Annotated in this window: 14 protein-coding genes; 7 read left to right on the top strand and 7 right to left on the bottom strand. The window is 70.4% G+C overall.

Annotated elements, in window-relative coordinates; translation table 11 throughout:
- Window positions 1–22: 22 nt before the first annotated feature.
- Window positions 23–1,018 (bottom strand): Bug family tripartite tricarboxylate transporter substrate binding protein, encoded by a 996-nt coding sequence (locus tag AC3A6G_RS02370; RefSeq protein ID WP_487858097.1) that lies wholly within the window; start codon window positions 1,016–1,018, stop codon window positions 23–25.
- A 100-nt stretch (window positions 1,019–1,118) separates the two neighbouring features.
- On the opposite strand from AC3A6G_RS02370, the gene AC3A6G_RS02365 reads away from it, so the two are divergent.
- Entirely contained in the window at window positions 1,119–1,658 is a 540-nt protein-coding gene (locus tag AC3A6G_RS02365; RefSeq protein ID WP_487858096.1) for a MarR family winged helix-turn-helix transcriptional regulator, read from the top strand.
- On the opposite strand, the gene AC3A6G_RS02360 is transcribed toward AC3A6G_RS02365, so the two are convergent.
- Window positions 1,630–2,652 carry a Bug family tripartite tricarboxylate transporter substrate binding protein gene (locus AC3A6G_RS02360; RefSeq protein ID WP_487872954.1) on the bottom strand — a complete coding sequence of 341 codons (1,023 nt, stop codon included), beginning with the start codon at window positions 2,650–2,652 and terminating at the stop codon, window positions 1,630–1,632. The two genes, AC3A6G_RS02365 and AC3A6G_RS02360, sit on opposite strands and share 29 nt — an antisense overlap.
- Window positions 2,653–2,786: 134 nt before the next feature.
- Here AC3A6G_RS02360 and AC3A6G_RS02355 point away from each other — a divergent pair, with 134 nt between their 5' ends.
- Both AC3A6G_RS02355 and AC3A6G_RS02350 read left to right on the top strand, forming a co-directional pair.
- Entirely contained in the window at window positions 2,787–3,734 is a 948-nt protein-coding gene (locus AC3A6G_RS02355) for a LysR substrate-binding domain-containing protein (RefSeq protein WP_487858094.1), read from the top strand.
- Window positions 3,731–4,912 (top strand): DUF418 domain-containing protein, encoded by a 1,182-nt coding sequence (locus tag AC3A6G_RS02350; protein ID WP_487872953.1) that lies wholly within the window; start codon window positions 3,731–3,733, stop codon window positions 4,910–4,912. The genes AC3A6G_RS02355 and AC3A6G_RS02350 overlap by 4 nt, the downstream gene beginning before the upstream one ends.
- Here AC3A6G_RS02350 and AC3A6G_RS02345 read toward each other — a convergent pair.
- The 3 genes from AC3A6G_RS02345 to AC3A6G_RS02335 are packed head-to-tail and all read right to left on the bottom strand — an operon-like array spanning window position 4,878 to window position 9,255.
- Complete coding sequence (locus AC3A6G_RS02345; RefSeq protein ID WP_487858092.1) at window positions 4,878–5,957, bottom strand: mechanosensitive ion channel family protein; 1,080 nt, start codon at window positions 5,955–5,957, stop codon at window positions 4,878–4,880. The genes AC3A6G_RS02350 and AC3A6G_RS02345 overlap by 35 nt on opposite strands.
- Complete coding sequence (locus AC3A6G_RS02340; protein ID WP_487872952.1) at window positions 5,954–8,200, bottom strand: FUSC family protein; 2,247 nt, start codon at window positions 8,198–8,200, stop codon at window positions 5,954–5,956. Before AC3A6G_RS02340 ends, AC3A6G_RS02345 begins: the two co-directional genes overlap by 4 nt.
- Window positions 8,200–9,255 carry an inositol monophosphatase family protein gene (locus AC3A6G_RS02335; RefSeq protein WP_487863960.1) on the bottom strand — a complete coding sequence of 352 codons (1,056 nt, stop codon included), beginning with the start codon at window positions 9,253–9,255 and terminating at the stop codon, window positions 8,200–8,202. The genes AC3A6G_RS02340 and AC3A6G_RS02335 overlap by 1 nt, the downstream gene beginning before the upstream one ends.
- Window positions 9,256–9,373: 118 nt before the next feature.
- On the opposite strand from AC3A6G_RS02335, the gene AC3A6G_RS02330 reads away from it, so the two are divergent.
- Window positions 9,374–10,126 (top strand): RNA methyltransferase, encoded by a 753-nt coding sequence (locus tag AC3A6G_RS02330; RefSeq protein ID WP_487863959.1) that lies wholly within the window; start codon window positions 9,374–9,376, stop codon window positions 10,124–10,126.
- Window positions 10,083–10,937, top strand: coding sequence for a serine O-acetyltransferase (gene cysE, locus AC3A6G_RS02325; protein WP_487858620.1), 855 nt, complete (start codon window positions 10,083–10,085; stop codon window positions 10,935–10,937). Before AC3A6G_RS02330 ends, cysE begins: the two co-directional genes overlap by 44 nt.
- A gap of 7 nt (window positions 10,938–10,944) precedes the next feature.
- Here cysE and cadR read toward each other — a convergent pair whose 3' ends face one another.
- Window positions 10,945–11,415: a Cd(II)/Pb(II)-responsive transcriptional regulator gene (gene cadR / locus AC3A6G_RS02320; RefSeq protein WP_487858088.1), complete on the bottom strand. Its 471-nt coding sequence runs from the start codon at window positions 11,413–11,415 to the stop codon at window positions 10,945–10,947.
- A gap of 65 nt (window positions 11,416–11,480) precedes the next feature.
- On the opposite strand from cadR, the gene AC3A6G_RS02315 reads away from it, so the two are divergent.
- Window positions 11,481–13,727: a heavy metal translocating P-type ATPase gene (locus AC3A6G_RS02315; RefSeq protein WP_487858087.1), complete on the top strand. Its 2,247-nt coding sequence runs from the start codon at window positions 11,481–11,483 to the stop codon at window positions 13,725–13,727.
- Between the two features lie 10 nt (window positions 13,728–13,737).
- Here the strand turns inward: AC3A6G_RS02315 and AC3A6G_RS02310 are convergent, their stop codons facing one another.
- Window positions 13,738–14,319, bottom strand: coding sequence for a carboxymuconolactone decarboxylase family protein (locus AC3A6G_RS02310; protein ID WP_487858086.1), 582 nt, complete (start codon window positions 14,317–14,319; stop codon window positions 13,738–13,740).
- A 108-nt stretch (window positions 14,320–14,427) separates the two neighbouring features.
- Here AC3A6G_RS02310 and AC3A6G_RS02305 point away from each other — a divergent pair, with 108 nt between their 5' ends.
- Complete coding sequence (locus AC3A6G_RS02305; protein WP_487872951.1) at window positions 14,428–14,799, top strand: winged helix-turn-helix transcriptional regulator; 372 nt, start codon at window positions 14,428–14,430, stop codon at window positions 14,797–14,799.
- Window positions 14,800–14,830 lie beyond the last annotated feature (31 nt).

The following is a 14,830-nucleotide window of genomic DNA, read 5'->3' as shown; positions in this document are numbered from 1 at the left end:
ATCCTCCTTGGTTATTTGTTGTCTAGTCTTGAGCCTGGAAATTGGCGGCCTTCATGATGCTCGCCCAGCGCACCGTGTCCTCGCGCATGGTCTTCAGCAGCGCCTCGGGGCCGTCGCCCACAGGGTACATGCCGTTCTGCAGCAGCAGCTGGCGGACCTCGCGCGAGTTGACGGCGCGGGTGAATTCGGCCCGCAGCCGGTCGACGGTCGCACTCGGCGTCTTCGCCGGCGCGTAGAAGGAGAACCAGGCGGTGGCCACCACGTCCTTGTAGCCGGCTTCCACGAAGCTCGGCAGGTCGGGCATGAGGGGCGAGCGCTTTTCGCCGCTCGTGGCCAGCACCTTCACGCGGCCGGTGGTCAGCATCTGCTGCGCGCCGCCGACAGTGTCGAAGTAGACCGGCACGGTGCCGCCCATCACGTCCTGGCGCGCGGGCGTGGAGCCGCGGTAGGGCACGTGCACCATCTTCAGGCCGGCTGCGCGGTTGAGCATCTCGCCCAGGAAGTGCGAGGGCGTGCCCGCGCCATAGGACGCGAAGCTCACCTTGTCGCCCTGCGCGCGGGCCCAGGCGATGAACTCGGCCAGCGTGTTCGCGGGCACGTCCTTGTGCACCACCAATGCCACCTCGAAGCGCGCCGCCAGGACGATCGGCACGAAGTCCTTGATCGGGTCGTACGAGAGGCTGCGGTAGGCACTCGGGTACATGGTCATCATGCTCGCGGTGCCGAGCAGCAGGGTGTGGCCGTCGGGGGCCGCGGTCTTGACGGCCTCGACCGCGATGCGGCCCGCCGCGCCGGAGCGGTTGTCGACGAGAAGCGGCCCGAGCGAGTCGCGCACCTGCTGCGCGATTGCGCGCGTCAGCACGTCCTGCGTGCCGCCGGCGGGCACGCCGATCAGCACCTTGATAGGCTGGCCCGGCGTGAAGGCCTGGCCGCGCGCGAGCGATGGCGCGAGTGCGACGCTGCCCAGGGCAGCAAAGGCGGCGAGGGCCTGGCGTCGGTCGATGGCGGGGCGTGTCATGTGGGGGTGTCTCCGGGTTCTCGTGTGGTGGCGACGACTGTAGAGACGCTACAGTCGATTGATCTAATCAACCATCCTCCGGGCTAACCCCGAATTCCCGATGACCGCCTCGCCGCGCCGCCCGCTCGACGACCTGCTGCTGTACCGGCTGACGCGGCTGTTGTCGGTGGCGGGCAGCATGGTGATCCGGCTTTGCGAGGGGCGTTTCGGCATCACGCGGCGCGAGTGGCGACTCATCGCCACGCTCGCGAGCCGCGGCGAACTGAGCTCCTCGGAACTCGCCGAACATGCGCAGCTCGACCGGGCGCGCACCTCGAAGGCGGTCGGCTCGCTGGTGATCAAGCAGCTGGTCTCGCGGGCCACGCGCGCGGGCGACCGGCGGCAGGTGCGGCTCTGCCTCACCGAGGCAGGGCAGGCGCTGTACGAAGCGCTGTTCCCGCTCGTCACGCGCATCAATGCCGACCTGATGGGCGCGCTCGACGCCGACGATGCGCAGCGCTTCGATGCCTCGCTGCAGAAGCTGCAGGCCCGGGCCGAACGCATGGTCGAAGAGGCCGTGCTGCCCAAGGCCGACCGGGGCCGCCGCGGCGCTGCTGCGGGCGCCGGCGCGCTCAATCCACCTTCATCCCGGTCGCCTTGACGATGCGCCCGTATCGCGCGTGGTTCGCGGCGAGGCGATCGGAGGCCGCGGCCCCGCTTTCGCCGAGCGGCACCATGTCGAGCGTTGCCAACCGGGCCTTGACCTCGGGCTGCGCGAGCGCCTTGGCGAGCGCCTTCTGCAGCGTCTGCATCACGGGCGCGGGCGTGGCGGCGGGCACCATCGCGAGGTAGAGCACCTCGAACTCCATGTCCTTCAGTCCCAGCTCGCCCACGGCAGGCACCTGGGGCAGCAGCGGCGAGCGCTGGCGGCCGGTCACGGCCAGTGCGCGGAGCTTGCCCGCCTGCACCTGCGGCAGCAGGCCCGGCGTGGCGAGGATGCCGGCCTGCACCTCGCCGGCCATCAGCGCCAGCACCGCGGGCGCGTTGCCCTTGTAGGGCACGTGCGTGATCTTCGCGCCGGTGGCACCGGCAAAGATCTCGGCCGCGATGTGGCCCGGGCTGCCGTTGCCGGCCGAGCTGAAGGTGGCGGGCTCGGTCTTCGCCCGCGCGACGAACTCGGGCAGCGTCTTCGCCTTCACGCCCTGCGACACGCCGAAGCTCAGGCCCGACGAGCTGAAGATCATCAGCGGCTTCAGGTCCTTGGGCGCGAAGGGCATCGATGCATAGAGGTGCGGATTGATCGTGAACGTGCTGTCGATGCTCAGCAGCAGCGTGTAGCCGTCGGCCGCGCTCTTCGCCACCACGTCGGCCCCGATGTTGCCGCCCGCGCCGGGGCGGTTGTCGACCACGAAGGGCTGCTGGAGGTCTTTCTGCAGCACGTCGCCGAGCGCGCGGCCGAGGATGTCGAGCGGTCCGCCGGCAGGGAAGTTGGTGACGAACTTCACCGGCTTGGCGGGATAGGCCGCGTCGGCCTGCGCGGCGGTGGTGGTGGCGAGGGCGCCGAGGCCCAGCACGGCGCAGGCGGCAGCCAGCGCCACGCGGCGGCGCGCGCGGCCTGTGCTTGCGTCTGCGATCTTCGAAAAGCGGGTGGTCATGCTTCGGTCCTTGTCTCCGTATCGGTCCACTTTAGGAGCGTGCCGGTGCACGCACAACTGAAAGCTATTCCGCCAGCTATTCCTGTTGGTTATATTTGGAGTTGCCCGTTTTCCTTTGAGGAGGCATGCCAGCCATGAACTTTGCGCGCCTGAAGCTGCGCCACCTGCAGTGCCTCGTGATGGTGGCGCAGGAGCGCAACCTCGTGCGCGCGGCGCGCGCGCTGTCGCTCACCCAGCCCGCGGTGTCGAAGACCATCGCCGAACTCGAGGAGATCGTCGGGCGCAGGCTGCTCGTGCGCCGGCGCCGCGGCGTCGAGCTCACGCCCGCGGCGGAGGTGCTGGTGCGGCATGGCGTGGCGGCCCTGCGCAGCCTGCGCGAGGGCCTGGGCCTGGCGATGGACCAGCCCGAGGGCGACCAGGTGCAGGTGGCGGTGGGCGCGCTGCCCAACATGGCCGGTAGCCTGTTGCCCGAGGCCGTGGCGGCGCTGCAGGCCGCGCACCCCGCGCTGCACGTGCGGGTGGCGAGCGGCACCAATGCGCAGCTCATGACCCAATTGCGCCAGGGCGAGATCGACATGGTGCTTGGGCGGCTCGCGCAGGCATCGTCGATGGCCGACCTCGCCTTCGAGCAGCTCTATGCCGAGCCGCTGCTGATGGTGGCTCGGCCCGGCCACCCGCTGGCCGCGCGCAGGCATCCGCTGCTCGATGCGCTGGCGAACCATCCGCTGGTGCTGCCGGTACAGGGCACGTTGATCCGGCATACCGCCGATGCCTTCCTGATTGCAGCGGGCATGGCGCTGCCGAAGCAGGTGGTCGAGGCCACGGACACCAGCTTCGTGGTCGGGCTGCTGCTGCGCAGCGATGCGGTGTGGTTTGCGCCGCAGGGAGCCGTCGAAGGCTTTCTCGCGCGGCGCGACCTGGCGCGGCTGGCCTACGACACGGCTGGCACCGAGGGGCCGGTGGGCATCACGGTGCGCCGCAACGCCGAACCGGGCGAAGGCGCGCGGCTGCTGCTCGACGCGATCGCGCACATCGTGCGGTCGCGCGCCGGCCGAACGGCGCCGGCAGAAAGCGGCGCATGACGACCAGCGAAGACCGCCAGGCCACCGTCGATGCGCTGCGCGGCTTTGCGTTGCTCGGCATCGTCGTGGTCAACATCGCGACCTTCTCCTCGGCCCATTACGGCGCGGGGCTGCCCGATCCGCTCGCGACCTCCTTCGCCGACCGCTGCGCGGTGCTGGTGAGGACCTTCGCGTTCGAAGCCAAGTTCTACCTGCTGTTCTCGTTCCTGTTCGGCTACAGCTTCACGCTGCAGATGCAGGCGGCCGAACGCGCCGGCGCATCGTTCGCCGCGCGCATGGCGCGGCGGCTAGCCATGCTGTGGCTGCTCGGCGTGCTGCATGCGGTGCTGCTCTACCAGGGCGACATCCTCGCCACCTACGCCGTGATCGGGGCGGTGCTGCTGATGCTGCGGCGGCGCAGCGATGCCTTTTTGCTGCGCGGCGCGTGTCTGCTGGTGCTCGCCACGGCGTCGCTCTGGGCCGGCTTCAGCCTGCTGCTGTCGCATTCGCTGGGCGGCGCGATGCTCGACCTGCGCGGTGCCCATGCGCAGGCGGCCGCGGCGCTCTCGGCCTACCGCGGCACGCCTGCGACGGTGGTGGCGCAGCATCTGCGCGACCTGGGGCAGATCTGGTGGATCACGGTGCTGGTGCAGGCGCCGACCGCGCTGGCGATGTTCTTCGTCGGCTGCGTGGCCGGCCGGCGGCGGCTGCTGGCCGACCCCGCCGCGCATGCGGCGCTGTGGCGGCGCGTGTGCGCCTGGGGCTTGGCGGTGGGCCTGCCCGGGGCGGCTTTCTACACGGTGTTCACGCTGCGCGAGGAAGACGCGGTGCGCAGCTTCCAGGGGCTCGCGGCCACGCTGCTCACTGCGCCATTCCTGAGCGCGGGCTACGCGGCCGGGCTGGTGCTGCTGTTCGGCACGCAGCGCGGGCGCGTGCTCGAAGCCTGGCTCGCGCCCGCGGGCCGCATGGCGCTGTCGAACTACCTGCTGCAGTCGCTGGTGTGCGCCTGGATCTTCCTGGCCTACGGGCTGCGCTGGATCGGCACGACCGGGCCGCTCGCTGCAATGGCAATCGCGTTCGCGATCTTCGCCTGCCAGTTGCCGCTCAGCCGCTGGTGGATGCGCCGCTTTGCGTACGGCCCGTTCGAGTGGCTGCTGCGCGCGGTCACGAACCTGCAGCTTCCGCCGCTGCGCCGCTAGCCTTGCCGCCGCCGTCGTCGAAGCGCATCTTGGGCAGAAACTGCGGGTACTCGCGCTGCACGAAGTCGATCAGCCCCTCGCGCACGGTGCAGCGCAGGTCGAAGGCGAGGCCCGAGGTGGCGGCGGTGCAGAGCACGCGGACCTGCATCGTGCGCTCGGTGGTGTCGGTGACGCGCAGATTGAAGAAGCGGCCGTCCCATTCCGGCGCGGCCTTCACGATGCGCTCGGCCTCTTCGCGCAGCGGCGCTAGCGGCATGCCGTAGTCGAGGTGGACGAAGACCGAGCCGAGCAGTTGCGCCGAATGGCGCGTCCAGTTCTGGAACGGCTTCTCGATGAAGTAGGTGAGCGGCAGGATCAGCCGCCGGTCGTCCCAGATCTTGAGCACCACGAAGGTGCCGGTGATCTCCTCGACACGGCCCCATTCGCCTTCGACCACCAGCACGTCGTCGATGCGGATCGGCTGTGCGAGCGCGATCTGCAGGCCCGCGATCAGGTTGCTGAACACCGGCTTGGCCGCCAGGCCGGCCACGATGCCGATCACGCCGGCCGACGCCAGCAGGCTCGCGCCGACCTGGCGCGCGCCCGGAAAGGTCATGAGCATCATCGCGGCGCCGGCCACCAGCACGATGCTGATGGCGGTGCGCGAGAGCACGCGCGTCTGCGTAAGCACGCGGCGCGCCTGCAGGTTGTCGGCCACGTCGTACGGGTTCTTCGCGAGCACGCCGTCGGCGAAGCCGCTGATGGCTCGCACCGCGAGCCAGGTGACGGCGGCGATCAGCAGCAGGCCGCTGAAGTGGCGCACCGTGCCGATGAAGCGCAGGTCGTCCGGGGCGGCCTGAAACACGAGCTGCAAGGCGATCAGCGGCAGCACCAGGCGCGCCGGCGCGTGGCAGCTGAGCACCATTGAATGCACCGTGGGCGCCGGGCGGGTGATGCGCCTGAGGACCATGCCGCCGATGCGGTGGATCAGGAGAGCGAGCGGGACGGCAATGAAAACGGCAATCCAGGTGCCGAGCCAGGGGTGGTCGAGGATCTCTTGGGTCATCGGGCGGGTGGCGTCTTTGGGTCTGTTGTCTCGTTCAGGTGTTGAAGAATGCGCGCCGCGTCGTCGCGCAGCTGCGTCGCGAGTGCCGTGGCCAGGTCGAGCCGGCGCAGCAGCCAGGGGCTGATGTCGTTCTCGAACGGATCGGGCAGGGGGGGGATCGGGCCGCCGACGGCCGTGGAGCCTGGGCTCTCCGGCTGGGCCGGCCCGGTCTTGGGCAGGGTCCCGATGGCGGCGGCGATGCGTTCGGCGGTTCGGCTGATCGGCCCTTCGATCTCGTTCGGCGTGAGCCGGTCGCGCCGCAGCACGAGCATCGACTTGACCGCGCTGAGTTGCGCGAGCAGCTGGTAGCTGTGCGCTTGCAGGTGCTCGAGCGGCTCGACCGGCGGCTGCACCGCGCGCGGCTCGGACAGCGAGCGTTGCGTGGCCTGCACCAGCGCCGAGAGGCTGTCGAAGGCCTCGCGGCGCGCGAGCCGCCATTCGAGTTCGGGGCTGCTGTCGATCGCTTGCAGCTGCCCCAGGCCGAGCGCCAGCCGGGCATGGCGCGCCTGCGCGGTGAGCACCCGTGCCACCAGCGCCGGGATCTGCCCGCGCTCCCACGAGGGCAGCACATAGCAGAAGCCCCAGGCCAGCGCGGCGCCGATCAGGGTGTCGGCGATGCGTTCGAACAGCGCGAAGATCGGCGCGGTGCCGGTGTTGAGCATGTGCGCCTGCACCAAGCCGAGCACCGTGGCGGCCACCGCGGTGATCAGGTAGCGCCGCACCGCGAAGCTGTGCGCGATCGCCTGAGAGACCGTGACGATGACCAGCAGCGCGAGCGGCGATGGATGCGCCGCCAAGAGCACGACCGCGAGCACGCTGCCCAGCAGCGTGCCGGCGACCCGGCTGTTGCGCCGCTCCAGCGTCTGCGACAGGCTGCCGCGCAGCACCACGACGATGGTCAGCAGGATCCAGTAGTCGTGCGATACCCAGGGCAGCGAGACCGCGATGATGTAGCCGGCTGCGATGGCGAGCGCGGCGCGGATCGCATGCCGCAGCGGCGGCGCGTCCCAGCGCCAGAGCGCGAGGAACGGCAGGATCGACCAGTCGGTCGGGCTCACGAACAGCTGCCAGTTGGCCCGCACCACCGCCAGGTCGGGCTCGGCATCGCCGCGCGCCATGGCCGACAGGCGCAGCACTTCGTCGTTGATGTGGCCGATGCGGCTCGCGAGGCCGCGCGCGAGCATGGCGGCATTCGGCCCGGGCAGGCCGTGGCCGGGCGCGTGGTCCTCGCCCGGCAGGTGGATCGCCGCGAGCCGCGGCCGGCGGTCGGACAGCGCCTCGGGCTGGCGGCCCAGCAGCAGTGCGTCGCCGAGCGCCGCGGTGTCGTCGGCGAGCCCTTCGAGCACGCGCCGCATCTCGATGAGTGCCTCGGCATGGTCGGGGTGGCTCTTGAGCGCATCGAGGTCGAGCTCGCTCGCGAGCAGCTGGTCGCGCATCTCGAGCACGATCACCAGCATCGAGGCCAGCCGCTGGCGCCGCGGCGTTCGCGGCGACTCGAGCACGATGTCGCGCGTGGCCTGCAGCTGGTCGGCCAGCGCCGCCTGTTCGCGCAGCAGCCGCCCCAGCAGCGGCGCGGGGGTGTCGCGCACGTCACGGGTGTCGTCGCGCGGCATGAACTGGCTGGCTTCGGTGCGCATTAGCGCGGCCAGCGAATACAGCACGTCCGAGATCGACTGGACCCGAAAGCGCCAGTTCAGCGCCTGGTTGGCGAGCGTGGCCCAGACCACGTAGAGCGCGGCACCGAGGCCGAAGTGCCAGGTGCGCTCGAGCGCCTCGGCAATGCCGCTCGGCGCGGGCGTGGCCATCGAGAAGACCATCGAGAACATCACCGCGATCGCGATCGGGATGCCCCGCTTGCCCCAGGCCATGGCCAGGAAGGCGACGAAGGTGGCGGGCACGAGCACCAGCCCGAGGCGGATCGGCGCGGCGTGCAGCAGCTGCACCAGAAAGAACAGCGGCAGCCCGAGCAGCGGTGCCGGCAGCATCTGGAAGAACTTGCCGCGGCGCGGGCCGGGCAGGTCGGGCGGCGCGGTGACGATCACGCCGACCGCGGCGGTCGAGGCCGCGACGGCGCCCAGCCAGAGGTGCACGCCGCCCGAGATCAGCAGCAGGCCGACAGCGACGGTGAGCCCGCTCGCGACGTACTGGCCCAGCGCGGTGCGCAGCGCCTCGCGCGCCTGGGTCGCGGCGGCCGGCCCCGCCATCACTGCGCGGGTGCGTCGCCTTCGGCGGCGGGCGCCTCGCGCTTGACGCGGGTGAGCTTGCGGGGCGCCGCCGGCGCGGCGGGCGCCGCTGCCGCGGGGACTTCGCCGTCCTCGAGGGGGGCGGCGGTCTCGTCGGTGACGGTGCTGCGGGCGTAGAGGTCGGCCGAGGCATCGTCGGGGCGCGTGCGGGTCGAAGCCGAGACCGCGCGCACGCGGTCGCTCGCGCGCAGCTTGTCGTCCACGCTCGCGAACTTCGAGTACTTGGCGAGCAACGGCACCAGTTGGCCGTAGATGCGCGGCGCGCCGGCCAGGCATTCGCGCTGCTCGAGGAAGTCGGGCTCGCCCGTGAAGTTGCCGATCAGGCCGCCGGCCTCGGTGACCAGCAGCGAGCCCGCGGCCACGTCCCAGGGGTTGAGCCCGGTCTCGAAGAAGCCGTCGGTGAAGCCCGCGGCCACGTAGGCCAGGTCGAGCGCCGCGGCGCCCGGGCGGCGCAGGCCCGCCATGCGCGGCATCATGTCGGCCATGATCGCGAGGTACTGCTTGAAGTTGTCGCCGCTGCGGAACGGAAAACCGGTGGAGACCAGGCACTCGCTGAGCTTGGTGCGCTTGGACACGCGGATGCGGCGCTCGTTCATGTAGGCGCCGCGGCCCTTGGTGGCGGTGAACAGGTCATTGCGGCTCGGGTCGTAGATGACCGCCTGCTCGATCTTGCCGCGCACCGACAGCGCGATCGAGACGCAGTAGACCGGGAAGCCGTGGATGAAGTTGGTGGTGCCGTCGAGCGGATCGATGATCCAGACGAACTCGGAATCCTTGGCACCGTGTTCGGTGCCCGATTCCTCGGCCAGGATGCCGTGCCCCGGGTACGCGCCAAGCAGCGTTTCGATGATGACCTGCTCGCTGGCGTGGTCGACTTCGGTGACGAAGTCGTTGACCTGCTTCTGCGAGATGCGCACGGCCTCGACGTCGAGGGCGGCTCGGTTGATGATCGCGCCGGCGGCGCGTGCGGCCTTGACGGCCACATTGAGCATGGGATGCAGGTTGGGGGACGACATTGGATTGTGGAAGAACGGCGTAAGGAGCGGCAGGTGCCCCGGTGGGCGGCCCGGCGATGCGGGCGGCGAGAATCGGGGATTTTACCGGCTCCGCCATTTTCGTGCCCCTTCGACCGCCATGCGCACCCGCTTCATCCTGATCCAGACCAGCCATGCCGGCAACGTGGGCGCCGCCGCGCGCGCCATGAAGACCATGGGTTTCGACGACCTCGTGCTGGTGGCGCCGCGCTGGCCCAACGTGCTGCGCCGCGAGGAAACTATCCAGCGCGCGAGCGGCGCGCTCGACGTGCTGGCCAACGCCCGCATCGTCGAAACGCTCGACGAGGCGCTCGACGGCATCACCCACCTGTGCGCCACCGCCATGGTGCCGCGCGACTTCGGCCCGCCCACCCGCACGCCGCGCGAACACCTGGCGCCACTCGCGGCCGAGGGCGACCCGCACGTCGCCTTCCTGTTCGGCTCCGAGCGTTTCGGCATGCGGAACGAAGACGTCTACCGCTGCCATGTGGCGCTGACCATCCCGACCGATCCGAAGTTCGGCTCCCTGAACCTCGGCGCTGCGATCCAGGTGATCGCCTACGAATGGCGGCTCGCGCTGGGCGGCTACGCGGTGCGCGACGCCACCGCGCCCGTGCAGGCGGCCGATGCGAAGGCCGTGGCCGGCATGCTCGAACACTGGGAGCGCTCGCTGGTGGCCGTCGGCTTTCTCGACCCCGAGGCGCCGAAGAAGCTCATGCCGCGGCTGCAACAGCTCTTCAACCGGGCCCAGCCCACGCCCGAGGAGATCCACATCCTGCGCGGCATCGCCAAGGCCATGGCGGACGCGGCTGTCAAAACCCCATCGGCCGTGCGCGAAGAACCCCGGCCTTAGACTGCCCGGCCCTATCGATATAACGACAACAAAGGCAGCGATGTTCTCTCGGTTGCGCGCCGACATCCGGTGCATTCTCGAACGCGACCCCGCCGCGCGCAGCGCCTGGGAAGTGATCACGGTCTACCCGGGATTCCACGCCGTGGTGCTGCACCGCTGGGCGCACGCCTGCTGGACCCATGGCTTCAAGTGGCCCGCACGCTTCATCGCCCATGTCGCGCGCTGGCTCACCGGCATCGAGATCCACCCCGCGGCCAAGATCGGCGAGCGGGTCTTCTTCGACCATGCGATGGGCGTGGTGGTGGGCGAGACCGCCGAGATCGGCGACGGTTGCACCATCTACCAGGGTGTGACGCTGGGCGGCACCTCGCTCTACAAGGGCACCAAGCGGCATCCCACGCTCGGGCGCAATGTGGTCGTGAGCGCGGGCGCCAAGGTGCTCGGCGGTTTCGAGGTGGGCGACGGCGCCAAGATCGGCAGCAATGCGGTGGTCATCAAGCCGGTGCCCGCGGGCGCAACGGCGGTGGGCATTCCGGCGCGGATCATTCCATCGAAGGCCGGCGAGAGCGCCGACGTGGCCGCGCCGCAGAAGTTCTCGGCCTACGGCATCACGCAGGAAGACGATCCGCTGAGCCAGGCGATGCGCGGCCTGATCGACAACGCCGCGGGCCAGGAACACCAGATCGCGCTGCTGTGGCAGGCGATCGAGAAGCTGTCGGCCCAGCCCGGCAACAAGGATTGCGTACCCGGCGATGCGCAGCGGAACGAGAGCTTCCAGGCCGAGAAGCTGACGCAGTTGATCGGGAAGTAGGGCCGGCTCAGGCGGGCCGCTTCGGTCCCGCGTGCAAGGCGCCATGCACATGGCCCGCATGCTGGCCGAAGGGCTCGGACGCCAGCGCAGCGGTGTCCAGCTCGTGCAGGATGCCGCAGTGCAGGGCCGATTCGGCACCGCCGCATTGCTCGCGCAGCGCCTTCAGCTGCTTCTCGAGCGTCTTGAGCTCTGCGATGCGCGCGGCCACATGGCCGATGTGGTCGTCGAGCAGCTGGTTGACCTCGCCGCAGTCTTCGCCGGGCGCATCGCGAAAGCGCAGCAGCACGCGGATCTCGTCGAGCGTCATGTCGAGCGAGCGGCAGCGCCGGATGAAACCCAGGCGCTGCGCATGCGCGTCGTCGTAGATGCGGTAGTTGCCGTCGGTGCGGGCCGGCGCGGGCAGCAGTTGCTCGCGCTCGTAGTAGCGAATGGTTTCGACCGGCGTCTTGGCGGCGCGGGCCAGTTCTCCGATTTTCATGGGCTTCGAAGGGAATCAGCAGGGGTGTTTGACTCTACACCTGCTTCAGGGTTTCCAATGAGGCCATGACGAATTCCAACACCCTGAACCCGCCTGAAACCACGTCGTGCTGCGGCAGCGGCTGCGGCGCGGAAGCCATTGCAGCGCCCGACGTGGCGGCGGCAGCGCTGCCTGCTGGCGCACGGCTATTTCGCATACCGACCATGGATTGCGCTGTGGAGGAGTCCGAGATCCGCCGCGCGCTCGAGCCCGTGGCGGGCGTTTCGGGCCTGCGCTTCCGGCTCGGCGAGCGCACCATGGCGATCACGGCCGAGGGCGCCGCGCTGTCCGAGGCGCTCGCGGCCATCCGCAAGGCCGGGTTCAAGCCCGAGGCGCTCGAAATCCCCGCGGCCGGCAGCAGTTCGGCACCGGTCGCGCCGGCGAGCGCCACCGGTTTCGCCAGCGCCGGCTTGTGGCGCTTGGTGGCCGCGCTGGCGCTGGCCATCGCGGCCGAGACGGTGGCGTTCTTCGCGCCGGAGGGCGCAGGAACCACCGCGGTGGAGATGGGCCTGGCGCTCGCAGCCATCGCGCTCGCGGGCCTCGACACCTACAAGAAGGGCTTTGCCGCGCTCGTGCACGGGCGCCTGAACATCAACGCATTGATGGCCGTGGCGGTCACGGGTGCCTTTCTGATCGGCCAGTGGCCCGAAGCGGCGATGGTGATGGCGCTCTATGCGATCGCCGAACTGATCGAGGCGCGCGCGGTCGACCGCGCGCGCAACGCGATCCAGGGGCTGCTCGCGCTCGCGCCCGAGATGGCGGAGGTCCGGCAAGCCGATGGCGCCTGGAAGACGCACAAGGCCGACACGGTGGCGCTCGACGCGGTCGTGCGCATCCGGCCCGGCGAACGCGTGCCGCTCGACGGCGTGGTCACCGAGGGCACGAGCGCGATCGACCAGGCACCGGTCACCGGCGAAAGCATCCCCGTGGACAAGACGGTGGGCGACCCGGTGTTCGCGGGCACCATCAACCACACGGCGGCGCTTGAATTCCGAGTGACGGCAGTGGCGGCCAACACCACGCTCGCGCGAATCATCCATGCCGTCGAGGAAGCGCAGGCCACGCGCGCCCCGACCCAGCGCTTCGTCGACCGCTTCGCGGCCGTCTACACGCCGGCGGTGTTCGTGGCGGCCATCGCCGTGGCGGTGCTCACGCCCTGGCTCATGGACTGGACCTGGCTCGAGGCTCTCTACAAGGCGCTGGTGCTGCTGGTGATCGCATGCCCCTGCGCGCTCGTGATCTCCACGCCGGTCACCGTGGTGAGCGCGCTGGCCTCGGCGGCGCGGCGCGGCATCCTGATCAAGGGCGGCACCTACCTCGAAGAGGCGCGCAAGCTCAAGGCGGTGGCGCTCGACAAGACCGGCACCTTGACCGAAGGCAAGCCGAAGCTGGTCGCGTCGCGCCTGCTCGGGTCCGCGGCGGACGAAGAGGCGGTGCTGGCCATTGCCGCCGGCCTCGCGGGCCGATCGGACCACCCCGTGTCGAAGGCCATTGCCGCGGGCCTGGCGCAGGCGCCGCAGCCGGTCGGCGACTTCAAGGCCCTGCCTGGGCGCGGCGTGCAGGCCACGCACGAAGGCCGCACCTATGTGCTCGGGAACCACCGGCTGATCGAGGAGCAGAGGCTGTGCAGCCCCGCGCTCGAGGCCGAATTGAAGACGCACGAGGAAGCCGGGCGCACCGTCACGCTGCTGGCCTCGGGCGAGGCCGTGCTGGCGCTGTTCGCGGTGGCCGACACCATCAAGCCCTCATCGAAGCAGGCCTTGGCCGAACTGCGCGCGCTCGGCGTGACCCCGGTGATGCTGACCGGCGACAACGCCGCCACCGCGCGGGCCATCGGCGACCAGGCGGGCATCGACGACGTGCGCGGCAACCTGCTGCCCGACGAAAAGCGCGAAGCGGTCAAGGCGCTGCAGCAGCGCTACGGCATGGCTGGCATGGCGGGCGACGGCATCAACGATGCGCCCGCGCTCGCGCAGGCCGACATCGGCTTCGCCATGGGCGGCGCCGGCACCGACACGGCGATGGAAGCTGCCGACGTGGTCATCATGAACGACGACCTGCGGCGCCTGCCCGAGACCATCCGCCTCTCGCGTCGCGCGCATTCGGTGCTGTGGCAGAACATCACGCTGGCGCTGGGCATCAAGGGCGTCTTCTTCGTGCTCGCGGTGTTCGGCAGCGCGACCATGTGGATGGCGGTGTTCGCCGACATGGGCGCCAGCCTGCTCGTGGTGGCCAACGGGCTGCGCCTGATGCGCGCGCCGAAGGGCGGCTGAGCCCGTTCGTTCACCAGCGCACCCCCCAGGTCTCGAGCGGCACGCGCGCGGCGTTGCAGACGTAGCTCACGGTGCGGTACCAGCCTGCGAGCACCAGCAGTTCGATCAATTGCGGGGCGCTCCAGTGCGCGCCGAGCGCCTCCCACAGCGCGTCGTCCACGCTGGAGGTATCGTGCAGCTGGTCGACCATCGACACCAGCAGCCGGTCGCGCGGGGCGAGCTGCTGCAGGTCGCTGGCCGGCGAAGCGATCGCCTGCCGCTCGGCCGCGCTGAAACCCGCCGCATCGCCGAAGGCCGCAATGTGCACGCCCCATTCGTATTCGGCACCGCAGCGGGCGCAGGCGCGTGTGATCACCACTTCGCGCTCGCGCAGGCCGATCGCGGCCCCGCGGCCGAGCAGGTGGCGCCCGAGCCCCAGCATGCGCTCGGCGAGTTCCGGGTGGACCGCCAGCACGCGGAATAGCGCAAGAATCTCGGACCGGCCCGGCGGGTTCATGCGCGCGAGCAGGTCGGCAATGGGCGCGGGGTAGGGCGGCGCGAGCGGGGGGATGCGCGGCGGCAGGGGCGCGCTCGTGGCAGGGGGCATCGTCATCGCGGGTTCCTTTCCATAGAATGCGAATCGATCGCTACGAAATGCGTAGCGAAAAGCCAGTTTATCGCTACGCATTCCGTAGCGCAAGAAGGCCTTGGGCCGCACCCGATGGAAGCCACCCGCATGGAAGACGCAGGAACGACGCCGAACGAGCAGGCCGCCCCGCCAGCATCGCGCCGGCCGGTGATGCGGCTGCTCGAGCAGCTGGGCCGCAAGGGCACGCTGCGCGTCCTCTGGGAGTTGCGCGACGGTCTGCCGCAGAGCTTCAGGGTCTTGCGCGCGAGCACGGACTACATGTCGCCGTCGGTTCTCAACGACCGGCTCAAGGAGCTGCGTGCGGGCGGCATCGTGGCGCTGGCCGATGCGGGCTACGTGCTCACCGCATCGGGCGTCGAGCTGGTCAAGCGGCTGAAGCCGCTCAACCAGTGGGCCGACCGCTGGTTCGATGCGCCGGTGCCGGACGATCGCGCGCCGCCCTAAGATTGCGGGCCCCAACGCTGCCCACCGCCTG

This window comes from Variovorax sp. Soil_C_26 (genome assembly GCF_057657075.1).
The sequence above is the reverse complement of the archived record's forward strand: the minus strand, read 5'-3'. Positions and strand labels throughout refer to the sequence as shown.

Excerpts from the sequence above, each read along its gene's own strand:
- AC3A6G_RS02370 (WP_487858097.1), bottom strand. The coding sequence starts at position 1,018 with ATGACACGCCCCGCCATCGACCGACGCCAGGCCCTCGCCGCCTTTGCT.
- AC3A6G_RS02365 (WP_487858096.1), top strand. The coding sequence starts at position 1,119 with ATGACCGCCTCGCCGCGCCGCCCGCTCGACGACCTGCTGCTGTACCGG.
- AC3A6G_RS02360 (WP_487872954.1), bottom strand. The coding sequence starts at position 2,652 with ATGACCACCCGCTTTTCGAAGATCGCAGACGCAAGCACAGGCCGCGCG.
- AC3A6G_RS02355 (WP_487858094.1), top strand. The coding sequence starts at position 2,787 with ATGAACTTTGCGCGCCTGAAGCTGCGCCACCTGCAGTGCCTCGTGATG.
- AC3A6G_RS02350 (WP_487872953.1), top strand. The coding sequence starts at position 3,731 with ATGACGACCAGCGAAGACCGCCAGGCCACCGTCGATGCGCTGCGCGGC.
- AC3A6G_RS02345 (WP_487858092.1), bottom strand. The coding sequence starts at position 5,957 with ATGACCCAAGAGATCCTCGACCACCCCTGGCTCGGCACCTGGATTGCC.
- AC3A6G_RS02340 (WP_487872952.1), bottom strand. The coding sequence starts at position 8,200 with ATGGCGGGGCCGGCCGCCGCGACCCAGGCGCGCGAGGCGCTGCGCACC.
- AC3A6G_RS02335 (WP_487863960.1), bottom strand. The coding sequence starts at position 9,255 with ATGTCGTCCCCCAACCTGCATCCCATGCTCAATGTGGCCGTCAAGGCC.
- AC3A6G_RS02330 (WP_487863959.1), top strand. The coding sequence starts at position 9,374 with ATGCGCACCCGCTTCATCCTGATCCAGACCAGCCATGCCGGCAACGTG.
- cadR (WP_487858088.1), bottom strand. The coding sequence starts at position 11,415 with ATGAAAATCGGAGAACTGGCCCGCGCCGCCAAGACGCCGGTCGAAACC.
- AC3A6G_RS02315 (WP_487858087.1), top strand. The coding sequence starts at position 11,481 with ATGACGAATTCCAACACCCTGAACCCGCCTGAAACCACGTCGTGCTGC.
- AC3A6G_RS02310 (WP_487858086.1), bottom strand. The coding sequence starts at position 14,319 with ATGACGATGCCCCCTGCCACGAGCGCGCCCCTGCCGCCGCGCATCCCC.
- AC3A6G_RS02305 (WP_487872951.1), top strand. The coding sequence starts at position 14,428 with ATGGAAGCCACCCGCATGGAAGACGCAGGAACGACGCCGAACGAGCAG.